The following is a 19,777-nucleotide window of genomic DNA, read 5'->3' on the forward strand; positions in this document are numbered from 1 at the left end:
CTCGAGGTCAGACCCTCCGCCGCCGCGTGCGCCAGCTCTCGTGGTGGTCCAGGAGGGTCTCCTCGACGGGCCGGTAGGCAAGGCCCAGTTCGCGGACGCTCCGGCCGTTGTCGACGCGGAAGCGGATGCCGAGGTGCTTGCGTATGTAGTCCTGGGTGAGGCCGAAGAGCGGGCCGAGGACCCGTACCGGCCCGTGCGGGAGCGCGGTGCGCGGCAGCCGCGGGTCCCAGGGGTGGCGGGTGCGGATGATCCGGGACATCTCCTGGAAGGACGTCATCGTCTCGTTGGCCACTATGTAACGGCCTCTGGCCGCCGGGTTCTCCGCCGCCGCGATGTGCGCGTCGGCCACGTCACGGACGTCGGCCGTGGTGAAGCTGAAGTCCGGGGCGCCGTAGCAGAAGTAGCCCTTGAACAGCTCGTCGAGCAGGAAGAGGCTGCCGGACTCGGAGGCGGGGGTGAGGGAGGGGCCCAGTATCAGGCCGGGGTTGACGGCGACCATGCGCCAGCGGTCCTGGGCGGCCTCGGCGTCCAGGGCGGCGCGCTCGGCGACCGTCTTGGCGTAGTGGTAGGGGTTGTTCGCCACCGTGCTGGTGGTGTTGAAGTACTTCTCCGTCAGCACCTCGCCGGCCATCTCGCGGACGTCTGCGTAGTCGCCGAAGATCGTGCCCACGGTGGAGGTGAAGACCAGGGTCGTCACCTCCGGGGTGCGTTCCACGCTGCCGATGACGTTGCGGGTGCCGAGCAACGCGGGGTCGACCACGTCCCGTTGGCCGTCCTTGATCCGCTCGGGCATCAGGAACGGCGAGGCCACGTGGAAGACGGTCGCGCAGCCGCGGAACGCCTCGTCGAAGGAACCGTCCTTGAGAAGGTCGGCCTCGAAGAGGGCGAGTCGGCCGGGGAAGGCCTCCTGGAGCTCCCAGAGGGGCCTTGTCTTCGTCGCGTCGGAGGCGCGGCGGACGGTCGCACGGACCCGGTACCCGCGCTCCAGCAGCCGCCGTACCAGATGGCTGCCGACGAATCCGCTGCCGCCGGTCACCGCGACGGTCGTCTCCCCGCGTGCGTCCACGCTTCCACCCCTCGCCCTCGGGCCACCGCGCCTCGGTGCGCCGCAGAGGACAGGTTGGTGCATGGTTGGGGCACCCGCCAAGCACCGGGCGGCCGCTGTGACGCCCCGGAAGCCACCCGAGGCCATAAGCCGGGCCCGACACAAGTCATAAGATCGCCTTATGAGGTCATAGAGTGGACCCGCGTACCTACTTAGGACTGCCTTAGTTTAGGCTTCCCGTTCGAGATCGCTTGTCCTCACTCGAAGGGAACCTGATCATGCCGCGCCCCCTGCGGGTAGCCATCGTCGGAGCCGGCCCCGCCGGGATCTACGCCGCCGACGCCCTGCTCAAGTCCGGGGTGGCCGCCGAGCCCGGCGTGTCCATCGACCTCTTCGAGCGGATGCCCGCCCCGTTCGGCCTGATCCGGTACGGCGTCGCCCCCGACCACCCGCGCATCAAGGGCATCATCACGGCCCTGCACCAGGTGCTCGACAAGCCGCAGATCCGCCTCTTCGGCAACGTGGACTACCCGACCGACATCAGCCTCGACGACCTGCGCTCCTTCTACGACGCGGTGATCTTCTCGACGGGCGCGACGGCCGACCGCGAGCTGCGGATACCCGGCATCGAGCTGGACGGCTCCTACGGCGCCGCCGACTTCGTCTCCTGGTACGACGGCCACCCGGACGTGCCGCGCACCTGGCCGCTGGAGGCCGAGAAGGTCGCGGTCCTCGGCGTCGGCAACGTGGCCCTGGACGTGGCCCGCATCCTCGCCAAGACCGCCGACGAGCTGCTGCCGACCGAGATCCCGCCGAACGTCTACGACGGCCTCAAGGCCAACAAGGCCCTCGAAGTGCACGTCTTCGGCCGCCGCGGCCCGGCGCAGGCGAAGTTCTCCCCGATGGAGCTGCGGGAGCTGGACCACTCCCCCAACATCGAGGTCATCGTCGATCCCGAGGACATCGACTACGACGAGGGCTCGATCGAGACCCGGCGCGGCAACAAGCAGGCCGACATGGTCGCCAAGACCCTGGAGAACTGGGCGATCCGCGACGTCGGCGACCGCCCGCACAAGCTCTTCCTGCACTTCTTCGAGTCGCCGGCCGAGATCCTCGGCGAGGACGGCAAGGTCACCGGCCTGCGCACCGAGCGCACCGCCCTGGACGGCACCGGCAACGTGAAGGGCACCGGCGAGTTCAAGGACTGGGACCTCACCGCGGTCTACCGCGCGGTCGGCTACCTCTCCGACAAGCTGCCCAAGCTGCCCTGGGACATCGAGTCGGGGACGGTCCCGGACGAGGGCGGCCGGGTCGTGGAGGAGAGCGGCAGCCACCTCCGGTCGACGTACGTCACCGGCTGGATCCGGCGCGGCCCGGTCGGTCTGATCGGCCACACCAAGGGCGACGCCAACGAGACGGTGTCGAACCTGCTGGACGACTACGCGAACGGCCGGCTGCAGACCCCCGAGTCGCCGGCGCCGGAGGCCGTGGACGCCTTCCTCACCGAGCGCGAGGTCCGCTTCACCACCTGGGAGGGCTGGTACAAGCTGGACGCCGCCGAGAAGGCGCTGGGCGAGCCGCAGGGCCGCGAGCGCGTCAAGCTCGTCGAGCGCGAGGACATGCTCCGCGAGAGCGGCGCGTGAGGCACTGACGCCGAACGGGGCCCGCCCCTGAGCGGATGGGCGGGCGGGCCCCGTTCGCCGCACTATTGTGCGGGGGTGTGCCGGATCAAGGGCACGAGTGAACCGGCGTCTTACGACGCACACGGTGTGCGCCCCGGGTGCGGGGCGCACACCCCGTGCGCGGGCGGCCCCCGCCCGGCGGGACACACCCCCGAGCGGGGGATACTGGAAGACGCAGCCCGCTCCCACCAGCAGATTGGCCCATGTCGAACTCCGCCGCCGACCGTGCCGTCCTTCCGCCTACCGTCTGGCCCGCCCGCGGCCGCCACACGGGCCCGCACTCCGAAGAGGTGGTCCGCAGGATCCTGCGCCGCCGCAGGGAGACCGGCGCCCTCGACGACTTCGCCGAACCCCCGGTGCCCGACGAATCGGCCCGGCGGGTCTTCGAGGCCCGCTGGCGCGTCGACGACGGCACCGTGACGGTGCGCGCCCGGCTCACCCTCGTCGACCTGCAGGGCCGGCAGGCGGGCCGGGAGTGGCAGCTCGTCGCCGAGGCCGACCGGCCCTGGGACGAGGCCTGGCCCTCCCCGGCCGCCATGTTCTGGCCCGACGGCGAGGAGGCCGGTGACGGCGGCGAGGCCGCCTGGGACTACCACCCGGCCGTGGCCGGCGTGCGATTCCGCACGGTCAACCCGCTGCCCGCCGACGACAAGGACATGCGCCGGGTGCTGCGGGACGCGGCCAAGGACGCCTGGTGCGTCAACCTCGTCGTGCACGAGGCGATGACGCCCGACGCGCTCGGCCGGCTGCCGCTGGTCCGGCAGCTGCCGCCCGGACTCGCGCACCGCGTCGTGGAACACCGGGCCGCGCCCCAGCAGTTCCGTGCCGTCAACTGGGCGCTGCGCGACCTCGGTGCCGAGATCCCGCGCGGCGGCGCCGTGCTGCTGCCCCCGGACCCGGCGCCGTCGGACTACGACGCGCAGGAGTACGCGGTGCGCAGCGTCTTCCTGGACGGCTCGGAGCCCGTCGAGCTGATCGCCGCCCTGCGCCGGTTCGCCGCGCTTGCGAAGCCCGCGCCGCAGGGCGCCGAGGAGGCGCTGGCCGATCTGCGCGACAACTGGACCCTGATGACGCTGGAGGAGGAACTGGCACGCGAACGGGGGCGCGTCGCGCAGTACGCCGAGGCGCTGGAGGCCATGACCAGGTCCCGGGACCTGTACCGGGAGGCCGCCGAGCGGGCCGGCGAGGCGCTCGCCGCCCTCCGCGACACCCCCGCCCCGGCCGCACCGGCACCCCAACCCGCCTCCCCCTTCCAGCAGTTGACCCGCGCCTTCAAGGGGCTGCGGGCCCCGAAGGAGAATGCCGAACCGACGGCCATGCCCGGGGACGAAACCGGGAACACGGACCAGTGAGAGACCCCGGGCCGGATCGGGGCCGGACGACAGGACAGCCATGGACACCACCACGACCGTGCTCGTGATCTGCGCGATCGTCGCCGCGGCCCTGCTGGCGGGCGCCGTCGCCGTACTCGTACGGCTGGTCCGCACCCGGCGCACCCTGCGCCGGGCCGGGCTGCCGACCGGCTCGCGCTGGGTGTTCTGGGGTGCCGTGCTGTATCTGGTGCTCCCCACCGACCTGCTGCCCGACCCGATCTACCTGGACGACATCGGCGTCCTGCTGCTGGCCCTGCGCTCGATGCGCGCGGCGCTGCCGGCGGAGGACCCGGAACTCTGACCCGCCCGGCACGACGGAGTGATACAAGCCACATTCGCCGGTGTCCCCGGTCTGTGCGCGACGCCCGGGAGGACGGTCACCTGGCGCTTCGGCCGGTGCGCGCGGGACGAGCCGGCCGCTGCCGTCACCGCCACCGCTGTGCGCCCGTGTCACGGAGGTGCGTTTTCGGGCCGTCGTGACGCATTCTTGCTGTGTCACCCACCCGGCGGTGCGCGGACGAGGTAGGACCCGATGACTGGGAGCGGCGAGCACATGGGCCGGGCGCGTGAGCGGCTGACCGCGCTGCTGGTCGAGGCCTCGACCGGCGCCCTGGGCGCGGCGGGCGGCCACGTCGCCGGGGTGTACCTGCGCTCCGGTACCCCCGGACTGCTGCGGCTGGCCACGCTGGTGGGGCTTCCCGGCCCGCTGTTCCGGCCCTGGTGGCGGCTGCACATGGACCGGCCGTTCCCGGTCGCGGACGCCTACCGGCTCGGCGTGCGGGTGGTGCTGCCCGACGCCACCGAGATGGTGCGCCGGTATCCCCAGTTCGCGGCGGGCCTGCCCTTCCAGTTCGGGTCGGTGTACACACCCGTGCCCGGCGCGGAGCCGTCCTTCGGGGTACTCACCGTGCTGCGTCCCGCGACCCCGGACACCGTGGACGAACTGCCCGACCTGGACCGGCTGGGCCGGCTGGCCGAGCGGCTGGGGGCCGGACTGCGCGAGCTGGTGGCCGAGGAGGGCGACGCGGCGGTCGCCTGGGAGGGCGAGCCGGTGTGCATACGGCCGCCCGCGACGCGGCCCGGGGCGGCCCGGGTGGGCCGCTTCACCTGGGATCCGGTCACCTCGGCGGTGCACGCGGACGACCGGCTGCACGCCCTGCTCGGCATGGCCCCGCAGGACTTCCCCGGTACCGGCGCCGAGCTGGCCGTGACGGTGACGCCCGACGACGCAGACGACGTGCTGACCGCGCTGCGCGAGACCGCGGCCGGCAAGCCGCCGCACTCCCCGCTGCGGGTGCGGGCCGCGGACGGCGCCCCGCTCCTCCTGGAACTGTGGCCGCCGCCCGGCACCGCCGACCCGTCCCTGGTCTCCGGAATCGTCGTCGACCCGGGCCCTGACGTGGCCGCCGACGGAGCGGCCGATCTGCTGCCCCAGGGCGTCTTCTGCATGGACCGCTCGGGGGTCGTCCGCTACGTCAACCCGGCCCTCGTCCACCTGACGGGCCGGCCCCGCTCCGAGCTGGTCGGCCGGCCCGCGTGGGAGGCGATGCCGTGGCTGAGCGGACCGCCCTACGACGACCACTGGCGGGGTGCGCTGCTGGCCCGCGGCCCGGTGCACTTCCAGGTCCGGTGCGAGGACGTCGCCGAGGGCGAGTGCCTCGCCCTGTCCGTGCATCCGGGCCCGGACCTCATCACCTGTACGGTCGTCCCGGCGAGCCGCATCGACCCGTCCGTGCACCTGCCCCGCCCGGCCGAGCCGGACGCGGCGGCCGTACTCGGGCGGCCCGGCGTACCTGGCGGGCCCTCGATGGCCCCGCTGTACCGGCCGATCGCCCTGGCCATCGCGCTGACCGACGCGGTGACCGCCCAGCAGGTGTCCGCGGTGGTGATGCAGGAGCTGCTCCCCGCGTTCGGCGGCCGCCGGCTCGCCATCTACCTGCTCCAGGACCGCCATCTCTACCTCGCCTGGGAGACCGGCTTCCCGCCGGGCTTCCTCGCCCCGTTCGACGGGGTCGGCCTGGACGCCCACATACCCGGTGTCGAGACCCTCACCACCGGCAGACCGCTGTTCTTCGAGTCGATGCGGCAGCTGGCGGACACCTATCCGGGCCTCGCCCTCGACGCCGACATCGGCGCCCGCGCCTTCCTGCCGCTGATCGCCTCGGGGCGCCCGGTCGGCACCTGCATCCTCGGCTTCGACGTCGAGCGCGGCTTCAGCACCGAGGAGCGCACGGTCCTCACGGCCCTCGCGGGCCTGATCGCGCACGCGATGGAGAAGGCCCGGCGCTACGACAGCGAGGCGGCCCTCGCCCGCGGTCTCCAGCAGGCACTGCTGCCGCGCCGGCTGCCGGCACACCCCCAGGTGGAGACCGCGGGCCGGTATCTGCCCGGCACCCAGGGCATGGACGTGGGCGGCGACTGGTACGACGTCGTGGCGGCGGGCGACGGTCTCGCCCTGGTCATCGGCGACGTCCAGGGGCACGGTGTGCAGGCGGCCGCCACCATGGGGCAACTGCGCAGCGCGGTGAGGGCGTTCGCGCTCAGCGACCGGCCGCCCGACGAGGTGCTGAGCGGCACCAACCGGCTGCTCATCGACCTCGACCCGGGTCAGTTCGCGAGCTGCTGCTATCTCCGTCTGGACCCCGCCACCGGGCGCGCCCGGATCGCCCGGGCCGGTCATCCGCCGCCCCTGCTGCGCGCCCCTGACGGCCGCACCAGCGTCCTGGAGATACCCGGCGGTGTCGTCCTGGGCGTGGATCCGCGGGCCCGGTATCCGGTGACCGAACTGGAGCTGGCGCCGGACGCGATCCTCGCCCTGTACACGGACGGGCTGGTGGAGCGGCCGGGCGCGGACATCGACGAGGGCATCGCCGCGCTGGGGGCGGCCCTGTCCGAGGCCGGGGCCTCGCCGGGGCGGCCCGGCGGCCGGACCCTGACCGCGGTGGCCGACCGGCTCACCGCCGTTGCCCGGCACGCCACCGACCGCCCCGACGACGTGGCACTGCTGCTCGCCACCCGCCGCCCGGAGCCCGCGCGCCGAGGGTGACCAGGACACAACGGGGTATCTCGCCGGTTACCTCCGGGGCGCTCTCGCCTCGCGGGGCGGGGCAGTGTAGACATGGGCTCATGGTCCGTCAGCCCGGCCGGTCCGACACTCGGCCGTCCCGTTCCGGGACTCCGCGCGCGCCGCTCGCCCAGCGGGAGCCGAGCGGGCCGGGGCGCATCCGGTCCGGACGGCTGTGGTCGGCGCTGAGCGGACGCAGCGTGGCCGGACAGGTCTTCGTGCTGCAGGTTGCGATCGTGCTGCTCCTGATCGTGTCGGCCGTGCTGGCCCTGGTGCTCCAGGTGCGGCACGACAGCACCACGGAGGCCCGCAACCGGTCCCTGGCGGTCGCCCAGACCTTCGCCGACGCCCCCGGCACGGCCGCGGCGCTGCGGCTGCCCGACCCGACGAAGGTGCTCCAGCCGCGGGCGGAGGCGGCCCGCAAGGCGACCGGCGTGGACTTCATCGTCGTCATGAACACCGACGGGATCCGGTACACGCACCCCAAACCGGACCGCATCGGCAAGAAGTTCGTCGGGACCATCGGGCCCGCGCTGGCCGGCGGGACCGTCACCGAGGAGGTCCACGGCACCATCGGGGAGCTGGTGCAGGCCGTGGTCCCGGTCCGGGACGCGAACGGCAAGGTGGTGGGCCTGGTGTCGGCCGGCATCACCACCGCGCACGTGGGCGGCACCGCCAACCAGCAGCTGCCGCTGCTGCTGACCGCGGCCGCCGCGGCGCTGGCCCTGGCGACCGCGGGGACGGCGCTGGTCAGCCGGCGGCTGCTGCGCCAGACGCACGGTCTCGGCCCGGACGAGATGACCCGGATGTACGAGCACCACGACGCGGTGCTGCACTCCGTGCGGGAGGGTGTGCTGATCGTCGACGGTGACGGCCGGCTGATGCTCGCCAACGACGAGGCGCAGCGCCTGCTGGACCTGCCCCAGGACGCCGAACGCCGCCGGGTCCTGGACCTCGGTCTGGACGCGGAGACGGCGGCGCTGATCGCCTCGGGACGGGTCGCCACCGACGAGGTGCACCTGGTCAAGGACCGGCTGCTGGCCGTCAACCAGCGTCCCATCGAGGTACGCGGCGGCCCGCCCGGCAGCGTCACCACCCTGCGCGACTCCACCGAGCTGCGCGCCCTCTCCGGACGCGCCGAGGTGGCCCGCGAGCGCCTGAACATGCTGTACGACGCCGGGGTGGGCATCGGCACCAGCCTGGACGTCACCCGCACCGCCGAGGAGCTGACGGAGCTGGCCGTGCCGCGGTTCGCGGACTACGCCACCGTCGACCTGTACGACGCGGTCCTCAAGGGCGAGGAGCCGAAGCCCGGGGACGCGCTGCGCCGGGTCGCGTTCGCCGGCATCCGCAAGGACGCCCCGCTGTACCCGGTCGGCGAGCGGTTCCAGTTCGTGCCGTCCTCACCGCAGGGCCGGAGTCTGGACAGCGGCGAGTCCGTCGTCGAGCCGCGGCTGCGGGACTCGCCCGGCTGGCGGTCCCAGGACGTGGAACTGACCGGCCGGATCCTGGAGTTCGGCATCCACTCGCTGATCACGGTGCCGCTGCGGGCCGGGAACCTGGTGCTGGGCCTGGCCAACTTCTGCCGTTCGGAGAAGCTCGCACCGTTCGACACCGAGGAACTGGCCCTCGCGGAGGAGCTGGTGGCGCGGGCCGCCGTCTCCATCGACAACGCCCGCCGCTACACGCGCGAGCACAGCATGGCGGTGACCCTGCAGCGCAGCCTGCTGCCGCGCAACCTGCCCGCGCAGAGCGCGCTGGACATCGCCTACCGCTATCTGCCGGCCCAGTCGGGTGTGGGCGGCGACTGGTTCGACGTGCTGCCGCTGTCCGGGGCCCGGGTGGCGCTGGTGGTCGGGGACGTGGTGGGGCACGGGCTGCACGCGGCGGCGACCATGGGGAGGCTGCGCACCGCCGTGCACAACTTCACGGCGCTCGACCTGCAGCCCGACGAACTCATGGGTCTGCTGGACGAGTTGGTGAGCCGTATCGACCAGGACGAGACCCCCGTGGACGACGCGGACAACACGGTCACGATCACCGGGGCGACCTGTCTGTACGCGATCTACGACCCGGTGTCCCGGCGCTGCACGGTGGCCCGGGCCGGTCATCCGCCGCCGGCGCTGGTGGGGCCCGACGGCAGCGTGGAGTTCCCGGACGTGCCGGCGGGCCCGCCGCTGGGCGTGGGCGGACTGCCCTTCGAGACGGCCGAGCTGGAGCTTCCCGAGGGCAGCAGTCTGGTCCTCTACACCGACGGCCTGGTCGAGGACCGGCAGCGGGACATCGACGAGGGCCTCGAACTGCTCGCCGGAGCCCTGGAGTCGGCGGTCGGCTCCACCCCCGACGACACCTGTGCGGCCGTGCTGGAGCGGCTGCCGGCCCGTCCCAGCGACGACGTGGCGCTGATCGTCGCCCGCACCCGGGCGCTCGGTGCGGACCGGATCGCCGAGTGGCAGGTGCCGGCCGATCCCGCGGCCGTCTCCGAGGTGCGGTCCAGGGTGACCCGTCAGCTGGCGGACTGGGGCCTGGACGAGCTGTCGTTCACCACCGAGCTGATCCTCAGCGAACTGGTCACCAACGCCATCCGGCACGGCCGGCCGCCCATCGGGGTACGGCTGCTGCGCGACCGGTCGCTGATCTGCGAGGTCTCCGACGCCAGCACCACCTCGCCGCATCTGCGGTACGCGGCGAGCACCGACGAGGGCGGCCGGGGCCTGTTCCTGGTCGCGCAGATGTCCGAGCGCTGGGGCACCCGCTACACGCCCGCCGGGAAGGTCATCTGGGCGGAGCAGCCGCTGCCGTGACCCTCAGCCCAGCGCGCGGTCGAGGTTGAAGGCGGCGCTGATGAGGGAGAGATGGGTGAACGCCTGCGGGAAGTTGCCCTGTTGCTCGCCGGTGCGGCCGATCTCCTCGGCGTACAGGCCGAGATGGTTGGCGTAGGTGAGCATCTTCTCGAAGGCGAGCCGGGCCTCGTCCACGCGTCCGGCGCGCACCAGGGCCTCCACGTACCAGAAGGAGCAGATGGAGAAGGTGCCCTCGTCGCCGCGGAGCCCGTCGGGGCTGGCCTGCGGGTCGTAGCGGTAGACGAGGGAGTCGGAGACCAGGTCCTCGGTGAGGGCGTCCAGGGTGGACAGCCACTTCGGGTCGGTCGGGGCGATGAACTTGGCCAGTGGCATCATGAGCAGCGAGGCGTCGAGGACGTCGCCGCCCTCGTGCTGGACGAACGCGCCGCGCCGCTCGGACCAGCCGCGGTCCATGATCCGCCGGTAGATGGTGTCGCGGCACTGCCGCCAGCGGGGCAGGTCGGCGGGCAGGCCGCGCCGGTTGGCGAGGCGGATCGCCCGCTCGATGGCGACCCAGCACATCAGACGCGAGTAGAGGAAGTTCTTGCGGCCGCCTCGGGTCTCCCAGATGCCCTCGTCGGGCTGGTCCCAGTGGTCGCAGACCCATTCGACGAGGCGGGTGACGTCGTCCCACTGGTCGCTGGAGATGGGCTCGGCCCACTTGTCGTAGAGGTAGATCGAGTCGATGAGGGCGCCGTAGATGTCGAGCTGGAGCTGGCCGGCGGCGCCGTTGCCGACCCGGACCGGGGCGGAGCCGCAGTGGCCCTCCAGGTGGTTGAGCTCGCGTTCGGGCAGGTCGGAGCGGCCGTCGATGCCGTACATGATCTGCAGGGGGCCGGAGGCGAAGCCGTCGCCGGGACTGATGTAGGTGGTCACGAACTTCATGAAGGCCGCGGCCTCGCTGCTGAAGCCGAGCCGCAGCAGGGCGTAGACGGCGAAGGCGGCGTCGCGGATCCAGACGTAGCGGTAGTCCCAGTTGCGTTCGCCGCCGAACTGCTCGGGGAGGCTGGTGGTGGGCGCGGCGACGATGGCGCCGGTGGGCGCGTAGGTGAGCAGCTTCAGAGTGAGCGCCGAGCGGTGCACCATCTCGCGCCAGCGGCCCCGGTAGCGGGACTGGTGCAGCCAGCGCCGCCAGTAGCAGACCGTGGTTTCGAACTGGCGCTCGGCCTCGGCACGGGCACAGCCGCGCGGGGCGATGTCCTCGCCGGCCTGGTCGAGGGCGAAGACGGCGGACTCGCCCTCGGAGAGCTTGAAGTCGGCACAGGCGTCCGGGCCGTCGCCCTCCAGGGCCACCGTGGAGGTGAGCAGCAGGGACTTGGCCGCGGACTCGAACAGCGCGGTGTCGTCGAGTATGCGCAGGGTGTGCGGGTCGGCGCCGTAGTTGAAGCGGGGGGCCACCCGGACCCGGAAGGGGACGGTGCCGCGCACGCACAGCACCCGGCGGATCAGCCGGTGCCGCTCGCACTCGGCCGCCTCGCCCGACTCGCCCGTCACCGGCATGAAGTCCTGGACCTCGCCGACGCCCTCGTCGGTGTAGAACCGGGTGATCAGCACATTGGTGTCGGGGAAGTAGAACTGCTTGGTCCGGGCCGGTACGGTCGCGGCCAGCGCGAAGAAGCCGCCGCGCTCGGCGTCCAGGACGGCGGCGAAGACGCTGGGGGCGTCGAAGGACGGACTGCAGTACCAGTCGATCGTGCCGTTGCTGCCGACCAGGGCCACGCTGCGCAGATCGCCGATCAGCCCGTGCTCGGCGATCGGCAGGTAGCGGGGGCTCCCGGGCGCATTCTGATAGAACGGCTGTTCGGCCATGGTGGCGGCCTCCCCGGAACGGATGTATCGCTACCTTACAGCCTAAAAGGGGCGTTATCCTTCCCGCACCGGCTGTCGGCACCGGGCAGGGCCCCGGGCCGCTCGGGATGCGGGGTGCGGCCGGGCGGGCAATCGTGAGAGTGTGCACCCCGCTCCGCGAAGGAGGGACCATGTCGACCACAGAACCCGAAGCGTCCCGGCCGTCCGACGACCGCGCCACCCCGGACTCCCTGCTGCACAGCGCCCCCGGCACCGGGGTGGCGCCCGAGGACCTGGTGATGGCGTCGGGCCGCGACGTCACCCCGGCCACGCTCGAATGGGCCAGGAAGAAGATGGAGCGCGAGGGGCCGAACTGCATCGAGCGGCTCCTGCCCTGACTCCGGCGGCGGGACGATGAGGCCGACCAGGCGCAGTCTCCTCGGGCTGCTCGGCACGGCGGGCCTGGGTCCGTCCGTGCCCGGTGTCCTCGCACCGCACTCCACTCCGGCCGCCGTCGGATCCGCGGCCGACGGCGGCGCGGCGCACGCCCGGTTCATGAGCCTCGCGATCGAGGAGGCGCGCCGGAACGCGCTCTACCCCTTCGGGGCGGTGTTCGTGCACTCCGGCCGGGTCCTGGGGCGGGGCGTCAACGCCTCGACCGAGAACCCCTCGTACCACGGGGAGATGGTCGCGATGGCCGACTACGTGCGCCGGGCCGGCAACCGCGGCTGGGCCGCGACGACGCTGTACTCGACCGCGGAGCCCTGTGCCATGTGCATGAGCGCCTGCGCCTGGGCGGGGGTCGGCCAGGTGGTCTGGGGGACCTCGATCGAGGAGCTCGGCCGCACCGGCCTCGACCAGATCGCGATCCCGGCGGCCGAGGTGGCGCGGGCGGCGAGCCCCTTCTACTCCCCCGGGCTGCTCGGCGGAGTGCTCGCCGGGACGACGGACGCCCTGTTCCGGCGGGCGCAGCTGCTGCGCGCGGGCCGTACCGGCGGGGCGCCCTAGCCGACCGGGGCCGGGGCCCGCGAGGTGCGCAACCGCCCTGGTCCATACCGGATTTCACGCGGAGGTTGCCCGTTCACCCTTTCGAAGCAGGGCCGCGTGCTGACAGACTCCGCAGGGTGCGCGATTTCGACATGCTTGTCATCGGATCAGGACCCGGCGGCCAGAAGGCCGCCATTGCCGCGGCCAAGCTCGGCCGCCGGGTCGCCGTCGTCGACAGCCCCGACATGGTCGGCGGCGTGTCCATCCACACCGGGACCATCCCCTCGAAGACCCTGCGCGAGGCGGTCCTCTACCTGACCGGTCTCACCCAGCGGGATCTCTACGGCCAGAGCTACCGGCTGAAGGAGGAGATCACCGTCGCCGACCTGACCGCGCGCACCCAGCACGTGGTCAGCCGCGAGGTGGACGTCATCCGCAACCAGCTCTCCCGCAACCACGTCACCCTCTGCTCCGGCACCGGCCGGTTCGTCGACCCGCACACCGTCGCCCTGCGCGAACCGAGCGGCAACGAACGGCTGTTGACCGCGGACCACATCGTCATCGCCACCGGCACCCGGCCGGCCCGCCCGGACAGCGTCGAGTTCGACGGCCGCACCATCATGGACTCGGACAACGTGCTGTCGCTGGAGCGGGTGCCGCGCTCCATGGTCATCGTCGGCGCCGGTGTCATCGGCATGGAGTACGCCAGCATGTTCGCCGCGCTCGGCAGCAAGGTCACCGTGGTCGAGAAGCGCGCGGCCATGCTCGACATGTGCGACGTCGAGGTCGTGGAGTCGCTCAAGTACCACCTGCGGGACCTGGCCGTCACCTTCCGGTTCGGGGAGACCGTCGCCGCCGTGGAGCGGCATCCCCGGGGCACGCTGACCGTGCTGGAGAGCGGCAAGAAGATACCGGCGGACACGGTGATGTACTCGGCGGGCCGCCAGGGCCTCACCGACGGACTCGACCTGGACAAGGCGGGCCTGTCCGCGGACCGGCGGGGCCGGATCACGGTGGACGAGCACTTCCGCACCGAGGTGCCGCACATCTACGCCGTCGGCGACGTCATCGGCTTCCCGGCGCTCGCCGCGACCTCGATGGAACAGGGCCGGGTCGCCGCGTACCACGCCTGCGGGGAACCGGTCGGGCAGATGGACAACCTCCAGCCCATCGGTATCTACACCATCCCGGAGATCAGCTTCGTCGGCCGGACCGAGGACCAGCTCACCGAGGAATGCGTGCCGTTCGAGGTCGGGGTGGCCCGGTACCGGGAGCTGGCCCGGGGCCAGATCATCGGCGACTCGCACGGCATGCTCAAGCTCCTGGTCTCCACCGAGGACCGGCGGCTGCTCGGTGTGCACTGCTTCGGTACCGGAGCGACAGAACTGATCCATATCGGCCAGTCGGTGATGGGCTGCGGTGGCACGGTCGACTATCTGGTGGACGCGGTGTTCAACTACCCGACGCTCGCGGAGTCTTACAAGGTCGCGGCCCTGGACGCCACCAACAAGCTGCGGCAGCTCGACCGGCTGGAGGACTGAGGGGCTTACGGAACCACTGCTTCCGATGTGAGAGTTGGCGACCCGAAGTGGCATATGTGATTACCGGTCGGTCAGCTTGAAAGGTCAAAGAGGGCCGCTATAGTCACACCCACACACGCGGTGTGACCGTCCGCCGACTCTCGGCATGCGGCCCTCACCACCCCTTTCTTCTTTCTGACCGGCCCTTTGCCCGAGGCCATCCCTCTCCGGGTACGAGGCGGGTCGTGCACCCCCCACCCGTACCACCGCGGGCCTGCACTCCCGTGCGCCCTGCACGACCGGAAAGCAGCACAACCTATGAGCAACAACAGGGGCAGAGGGCTGCAGGCCAACGCCCTCGGCACGTTCGACACCGTGGTCATGGCCATCGCGGGCAGCGCACCCGCGTACTCGCTGGCCGCCACCACCGCGGTGCTGGTCGGGTCGGTGGGGCTGGCCAGTCCGGCGGCCCTGCTGTGGTGTGCGATACCGATGCTGGGCATCGCGCTCGCCTTCAGCTACCTGGGCCGGATCGACGTGAACGCCGGCGCGAGCTACTCCTGGGTGGGCCGCACCCTGCACCCGTTCCTCGGCTTCGTCAGCGGCTGGGCGCTGGTGGTGTCCGCGACCATCTTCATGGTGGCCGGCTCACTGCCCGCCGGGTCGATGACGCTGTCCATGTTCGACTCGGGCCTCGCCGACAACGTGGCCCTCTCCACGGTGGTCGGCGCCGCCTGGTTCCTGGTCATGCTGGCGGTGGTGCTCGGCGGCGCCCGCCTCACCGTGCGCGCCCAGCTGCTGATGTCCGGCATCGAGCTGGCCATCCTGCTGCTGTTCGCGGTGCTGGCCCTCTTCCACACCGGCAACGCCCGCGCCTTCGACTGGTCCTGGCTCGGCTTCTCGCACTTCGACGGTGCCTCCGGCTTCGCCTCGGGCGCGCTGATCGCCGCGTTCTACTACTGGGGCTGGGACGTCACCAGCAACCTCAGCGAGGAGACCCGCAACTCCCGCCGGACGACCGGACTCGCCGGCCTGATCGGCGTCGGCATCGTCTTCGCCCTGTTCGAGGTGTTCACCATCGCCGTGAACATCATCCTGTCCTCGGACCAGATCGCCGCGAACGACGCCAATGTGCTGGGCGTGCTGGGCGAGGCGATCTGGCCTGGCTGGGGCGGCAAGCTGCTCATCGTCGCCGTGATGCTGTCCACCATCGCGACTCTGGAGACGACGCTCATCCAGGTCACCCGCTCGCTGTTCGCGATGGGCCGCGACCGGACGATGCCGGCCGCGCTGGGCAGGGTGCACCGCACCTGGAACACCCCGCACGTGGCGATCGGCGTGGTCGGCGCGGTGGCGCTGACGCTGTTCATCGCCTCCAACGCGCTGCGCTCGGTGGGCGAGATCCTCTCCGACGCCATCTCGGCGATCGGCCTCCAGATCGCCGTCTACTACGGTCTCGCCGGCCTCGCGGTGGTCGTGGCCTACCGCAAGATCCTGTTCAAGTCGGCGGCCAACTTCCTGCTCGGCGGGCTGTGGCCGCTGGGCGGCGCGCTGTTCATGTTCTGGATCTTCGTGGAGTCGCTGAGCGAGCTGAGCACCGCGGCGATCGCGATCGGCATCGGCGGTCTGGCCGTCGGCCTGATCCCGATGCTCTGGTACTGGAAGCAGGGCAGCGACTACTACCGGCCGGCCAGGCTGGACGCCACCCGCACGGTCGAGGCCGACTACGTCCCCGACGAACACGTCAGCGAACATGCCCGGGCTTACGAAGGCCTCCCCACGGATTTCTGAGGCAGGAGTCCGATGGCGCGCGACCGCTTCGCCCCCGACTTCGACCCGGACTGCGGGGACCAATCCCTCACCTCGGCCCGTCAGGACATCGTCATCGGCCGCTGGCAGGGCCTCAGGGACCTGCTGCGGGCCACCGGCCCGGACTGGCTGGTCCGGGGGCACCGGGTACGGCTGCTGGCGCAGGCCTGCGCGGGCAGTTCGACGGCGGAGTCCTGGCTGGCCGCCGAGCCGCACGGCGCCGACGCGCTGGTGCTGCGCGCGGCGACCGAGACGGCCCGGGCGTTCACCCTGGCCATCTCGGCGGGCCGGGGCATCCCGATCGACCGGGCCAGGATCGACACCGCCGTGCTGGCCTGCCTGGCCGCCGCCGAGGCGTACCCGCAGGACCCGACCCCCTGGGTCTCCCTGATCTCGGTGGCCAGGCTGTATCCCACCGGGGTGCGCCGGCAGGAACTCGCCCGCTGGTGGGACGAGTTGCACCGGCGCGACCCGTACAACGTGGAGGGGCACCTCCAGGTGCTCCACTACTACTCCGCGCGCTGGCACGGCACGCACGGCCTGATGTACGACTTCGCCCGGGACGCGGCCGGGGTCGCCCCGCCGGGCTGTGCGCTGCCCGTCCTGGTGCAGTACGCCCGCGTCGAGGAGTTCAGGTATGCCCTGGACGCGGCCCAGGGCCAGCAGAACGCGGTCGCGCTCAGCCAGCACTGGAAGCACGACGGCGCGGTCAGCGACGTCCGGCGCACCTGGGAGCGCTGGATCGCACAGCGCGGTGACGCCCCGGTCGCCCCGGGCGAGCTGCGTGACCTCAACTACCTGACGCACGCGGCCTGTCAGGCGGGCGTCACGGACCTCGCCACGGACCTGCTGCGACTCATGGGGCGACGGGCCACCCGCACCCCGTGGTCGTACACCGGCGACGCGGAGAAGCAGATCATCAAGTGGCGGGCGGACCTGAAGATGCGCGGGTGACGGCTGAGCGCTCCGCTGGAAGTGCCGCGATATGCCGTCTGTTGACTGCGGCGCCGTCGTGGCTGGTCGCGCCCGCGCGGCGGTAGCCGCATATCGGACACGGCCCCGCGCCCCTTCGGGGCGCTGCTCAGCCCTCGGTCTGTTCGGCGGGTCGGGCGAGGCCGGTCGTCCACTTCTCCTCGATGCGGCCGGCCTTCCAGATCAGCAGGGCGATCGCCCAGGTGGCGAAGAAGAGGCCGACGATGACGAAGCCGACGGTGTTGAGGTCGAGCCCGGCGACCCAGTCCCAGAAGAAGCCGTGCAGGTCCATCTTGTCGGCGAGGAGGCCGAGGAGTTCCACGGTGCCGATGATCAGGGCGACGGCCACGGACAGGCCGGTGATGGTGAGGTTGTAGTAGACCTTGCGGACCGGCTTGGAGAACGCCCACTCGTAGGCGAAGTTCATGAACGAGCCGTCGATGGTGTCCAGGAGCGACATCCCGGCCGCGAAGAGCACCGGCAGGGTGAGGATGGCGTACCAGGGCAGGCCGGAGGCGGCGCCGGAGCCTGCCAGGACCAGCAGGGCGATCTCGGTGGCGGTGTCGAAGCCGAGGCCGAACAGCAGGCCGAGCGGGTACATCTGCCAGGGCTTGCGGATCGAGCCGGTGACCCGGCCGAGGAAGCGGTTCATGAAGCCGCGGTTGTTCAGCTGGGTCTCCAGCGCGGCCTCGTCGTAGGCGCCGGAGCGCATCTGCCGGAAGACCTTCCAGATGCCGGCCAGGATGACGAGGTTGATGCCGGCGATGAGGTAGAGGAAGGTGCCGGAGACCGTCGTTCCGATGAGGCCGGTGACCTCGTGGAGGTGCGAGCCGTCGTCCTGGACCGGTCCGGCCAGGGCCTTCATGCCGAACGAGAGCAGCAGGGAGAGGCCGAAGACGATGCTGGAGTGGCCGAGGGAGAACCAGAAGCCGACCGACAGCGGCCGCTGCCCCTCCCCCATCAGCTTGCGGGTGGTGTTGTCGATGGCCGCGATGTGGTCGGCGTCGAAGGCGTGCCGCATGCCCAGCGTGTACGCGGTGACGCCGATCCCGATGCCGAAGGACTCGGTGCCGACGCTGAAGTGCTGCGGGGCGATGATCCCGACCAGGGTGCCCCAGCCGATGACGTGCAGCGCGAGCACGAAGCCGGCCATCCCGCCGACCCTGATCCACTCCTGCCGTGTCATGGAGCCCCGGACACGGCGCCAGGCCGAGCGCTTGGCTTCGGCCTGGTCGGGGAGGGACGGAGCGGAACCAGGGGCGGCCGTCATCGGGAGGTGACATCCTTCGGTCGAACAATGGGCAGCTGCCAGCGGCAGACTTGTGCCATCTTCCCGTACTTGCACATCATTCGCAGCAACGCCCGCGGCAGGCCTTTACCAAGACAATTCCATGAGAAGGTAAAGGCCTGCCCGCGGTCAGGCTGCCAGCAGCCCGCTCCCCAGCCAGTCCTTGGCGTTCTTCACGCCCGGCAGGGCGAAGAAGTAGCCGCCGCCGGTCGGCGAGATGTAGTCGACGAGCGGCTCGTCGATGAGCCGGGTCTGGGTGGCCTCGAACTGACGCCGGACGTCCTGCTGGTAGCAGCAGAAGACCAGGCCCATGTCGAGGTTGCCGACGCCGTCGACGCCCCGGTCGTAGTTGTAGCCGCGGCGCAGGATGCGGGAGCTGTCGGTCTTCGCGGTGCGCGGGTTGGCGAGCCGGATGTGGGCGTCCAGCGGGATGGCGTTGCCCTTCGGGTCCTTTGCGTACTGGGGGATGTCGGTCTCCTTGGCGCCGTCCAGCGGGGCGCCGGTGTCCTTGCGGCGGCCGAACATCAGCTCCTGCTCGCTGAGCGAGACCCGGTCCCAGAACTCGACGAGCATCCGGATGATCCGGACGACCTGGTAGCTGCCGCCCGCCGTCCAGGCCGGCTCGCCCTGCCCCTCGCCGACCCAGATCAGCCGGTCGGTCTCCCGGGCGGAGTTGACGTCCGGGTTGGCGATGCCGTCCTTGAAGCCGAGCAGGTTGCGCTGGGCGCCGGTGGGGCGCGGGGCGTTCTGGAAGCCGTCGATCCGCCACTTGATCTGCATCGCACCGCGGGTGTGCTTGGCGATGTCCCGCAGCGCGTGCAGCACGGTGTCCGTGCTGTCGGCGCAGATCTGCAGCGAGAGGTCGCCGTGGCACTCGGCGGCGTTCAGGTTGTCGTTCGGGAAGGTCCGCATCGGGGTCAGCCGGGCCGGCCGGGCCTTGGCGAGGCCGTAGCGGTCGTCGAAGAGGGAGGCGCCGACGCCGACAGTGACGGTCAGCGCGTCGGAGGGGACCTCGGGGCCGAGGATGCCGTTGTCGGCGGGCGGCGCGCCGACGCCGAGGTCCTCGGGGGTGCCGCCGGAGGTGAGGAAGCGGGCCCGCTCGGTGATCGTCTTCAGCAGGTCGGTGAGCCCCTGCCGGTCGTCGGCGATGACGTCGAGGGAGACGAAGGTGGCGGCGGCCGGAGCCGGCGTGAGGATGCCGGCCTGGTGGATGCCGTGGAAGGGGACCTTGGTGGTGCCGGTCGCGTCGGCGGCCTGGGCCTCGACGGTGCCGCCGGCCTGGCTCAGCGCGAAGCCGCCGCCGGCCAGGACCGCGCCCGCGGCCCCGGCGCCCAGCGCGGTCCGCACGAAGGAACGGCGGCCCGTGCCCATCGGGCAGGACGGGGTGTCGGCAGCGGACATCGGAG

The 19,777-nt window shown here is 71.9% G+C and carries 14 protein-coding genes; 10 read left to right on the forward strand and 4 right to left on the reverse strand.

The window, feature by feature from the left end:
• Nucleotides 1–7: 7 nt before the first annotated feature.
• Entirely contained in the window at nt 8–1,066 is a 1,059-nt protein-coding gene (locus KVT45_RS03530) for an NAD-dependent epimerase/dehydratase family protein (protein WP_308310635.1), read from the reverse strand.
• A 257-nt stretch (nt 1,067–1,323) separates the two neighbouring features.
• On the opposite strand from KVT45_RS03530, the gene KVT45_RS03535 reads away from it, so the two are divergent.
• The 5 genes from KVT45_RS03535 (at nt 1,324) to KVT45_RS03555 (ending at nt 9,968) form a co-directional block, all read left to right on the forward strand.
• Nucleotides 1,324–2,688 (forward strand): FAD-dependent oxidoreductase, encoded by a 1,365-nt coding sequence (locus KVT45_RS03535; RefSeq protein ID WP_217544979.1) that lies wholly within the window; start codon nt 1,324–1,326, stop codon nt 2,686–2,688.
• Nucleotides 2,689–2,930: 242 nt separating this feature from the next.
• Nucleotides 2,931–4,079, forward strand: coding sequence for a hypothetical protein (locus KVT45_RS03540; RefSeq protein WP_217544980.1), 1,149 nt, complete (start codon nt 2,931–2,933; stop codon nt 4,077–4,079).
• 40 nt (nt 4,080–4,119) lie between these two features.
• The gene (locus KVT45_RS03545; RefSeq protein WP_089103535.1) at nt 4,120–4,401 is read left to right on the forward strand and encodes a YkvA family protein; all 282 of its coding nucleotides are present in this window, start codon (nt 4,120–4,122) and stop codon (nt 4,399–4,401) included.
• Between the two features lie 231 nt (nt 4,402–4,632).
• Nucleotides 4,633–7,146 carry a SpoIIE family protein phosphatase gene (locus KVT45_RS03550; protein ID WP_217544981.1) on the forward strand — a complete coding sequence of 838 codons (2,514 nt, stop codon included), beginning with the start codon at nt 4,633–4,635 and terminating at the stop codon, nt 7,144–7,146.
• Between the two features lie 80 nt (nt 7,147–7,226).
• Nucleotides 7,227–9,968 carry a SpoIIE family protein phosphatase/ATP-binding protein gene (locus KVT45_RS03555; protein WP_217544982.1) on the forward strand — a complete coding sequence of 914 codons (2,742 nt, stop codon included), beginning with the start codon at nt 7,227–7,229 and terminating at the stop codon, nt 9,966–9,968.
• A 3-nt stretch (nt 9,969–9,971) separates the two neighbouring features.
• Here KVT45_RS03555 and KVT45_RS03560 read toward each other — a convergent pair whose 3' ends face one another.
• Nucleotides 9,972–11,816, reverse strand: coding sequence for a glycoside hydrolase family 15 protein (locus KVT45_RS03560; protein WP_217544983.1), 1,845 nt, complete (start codon nt 11,814–11,816; stop codon nt 9,972–9,974).
• 170 nt (nt 11,817–11,986) lie between these two features.
• On the opposite strand from KVT45_RS03560, the gene KVT45_RS03565 reads away from it, so the two are divergent.
• From KVT45_RS03565 to KVT45_RS03585, 5 genes are all read left to right on the forward strand, one after another.
• Nucleotides 11,987–12,193: a hypothetical protein gene (locus tag KVT45_RS03565; protein WP_089103531.1), complete on the forward strand. Its 207-nt coding sequence runs from the start codon at nt 11,987–11,989 to the stop codon at nt 12,191–12,193.
• Between the two features lie 16 nt (nt 12,194–12,209).
• Entirely contained in the window at nt 12,210–12,803 is a 594-nt protein-coding gene (locus KVT45_RS03570; protein WP_254646279.1) for a nucleoside deaminase, read from the forward strand.
• A 116-nt stretch (nt 12,804–12,919) separates the two neighbouring features.
• Nucleotides 12,920–14,323 (forward strand): Si-specific NAD(P)(+) transhydrogenase, encoded by a 1,404-nt coding sequence (sthA, locus tag KVT45_RS03575; RefSeq protein WP_217544984.1) that lies wholly within the window; start codon nt 12,920–12,922, stop codon nt 14,321–14,323.
• A 297-nt stretch (nt 14,324–14,620) separates the two neighbouring features.
• Nucleotides 14,621–16,093, forward strand: a complete 1,473-nt coding sequence (locus tag KVT45_RS03580) for an APC family permease (RefSeq protein ID WP_217544985.1) — start codon at nt 14,621–14,623, stop codon at nt 16,091–16,093.
• Between the two features lie 12 nt (nt 16,094–16,105).
• A complete protein-coding gene (locus KVT45_RS03585; protein ID WP_217544986.1) occupies nt 16,106–17,065 on the forward strand; it encodes a hypothetical protein in 960 nt (319 codons plus the stop codon).
• A 127-nt stretch (nt 17,066–17,192) separates the two neighbouring features.
• Here KVT45_RS03585 and KVT45_RS03590 read toward each other — a convergent pair whose 3' ends face one another.
• Entirely contained in the window at nt 17,193–18,353 is a 1,161-nt protein-coding gene (locus KVT45_RS03590; protein ID WP_217544987.1) for a HoxN/HupN/NixA family nickel/cobalt transporter, read from the reverse strand.
• Nucleotides 18,354–18,500: 147 nt separating this feature from the next.
• Nucleotides 18,501–19,772, reverse strand: coding sequence for an iron uptake transporter deferrochelatase/peroxidase subunit (gene efeB, locus KVT45_RS03595; protein ID WP_217544988.1), 1,272 nt, complete (start codon nt 19,770–19,772; stop codon nt 18,501–18,503).
• Nucleotides 19,773–19,777 lie beyond the last annotated feature (5 nt).

It is taken from the genome of Streptomyces sp. GbtcB6, from assembly GCF_019091475.1.
Taxonomy (GTDB): Bacteria; Actinomycetota; Actinomycetes; order Streptomycetales; family Streptomycetaceae; genus Streptomyces; species Streptomyces hyaluromycini.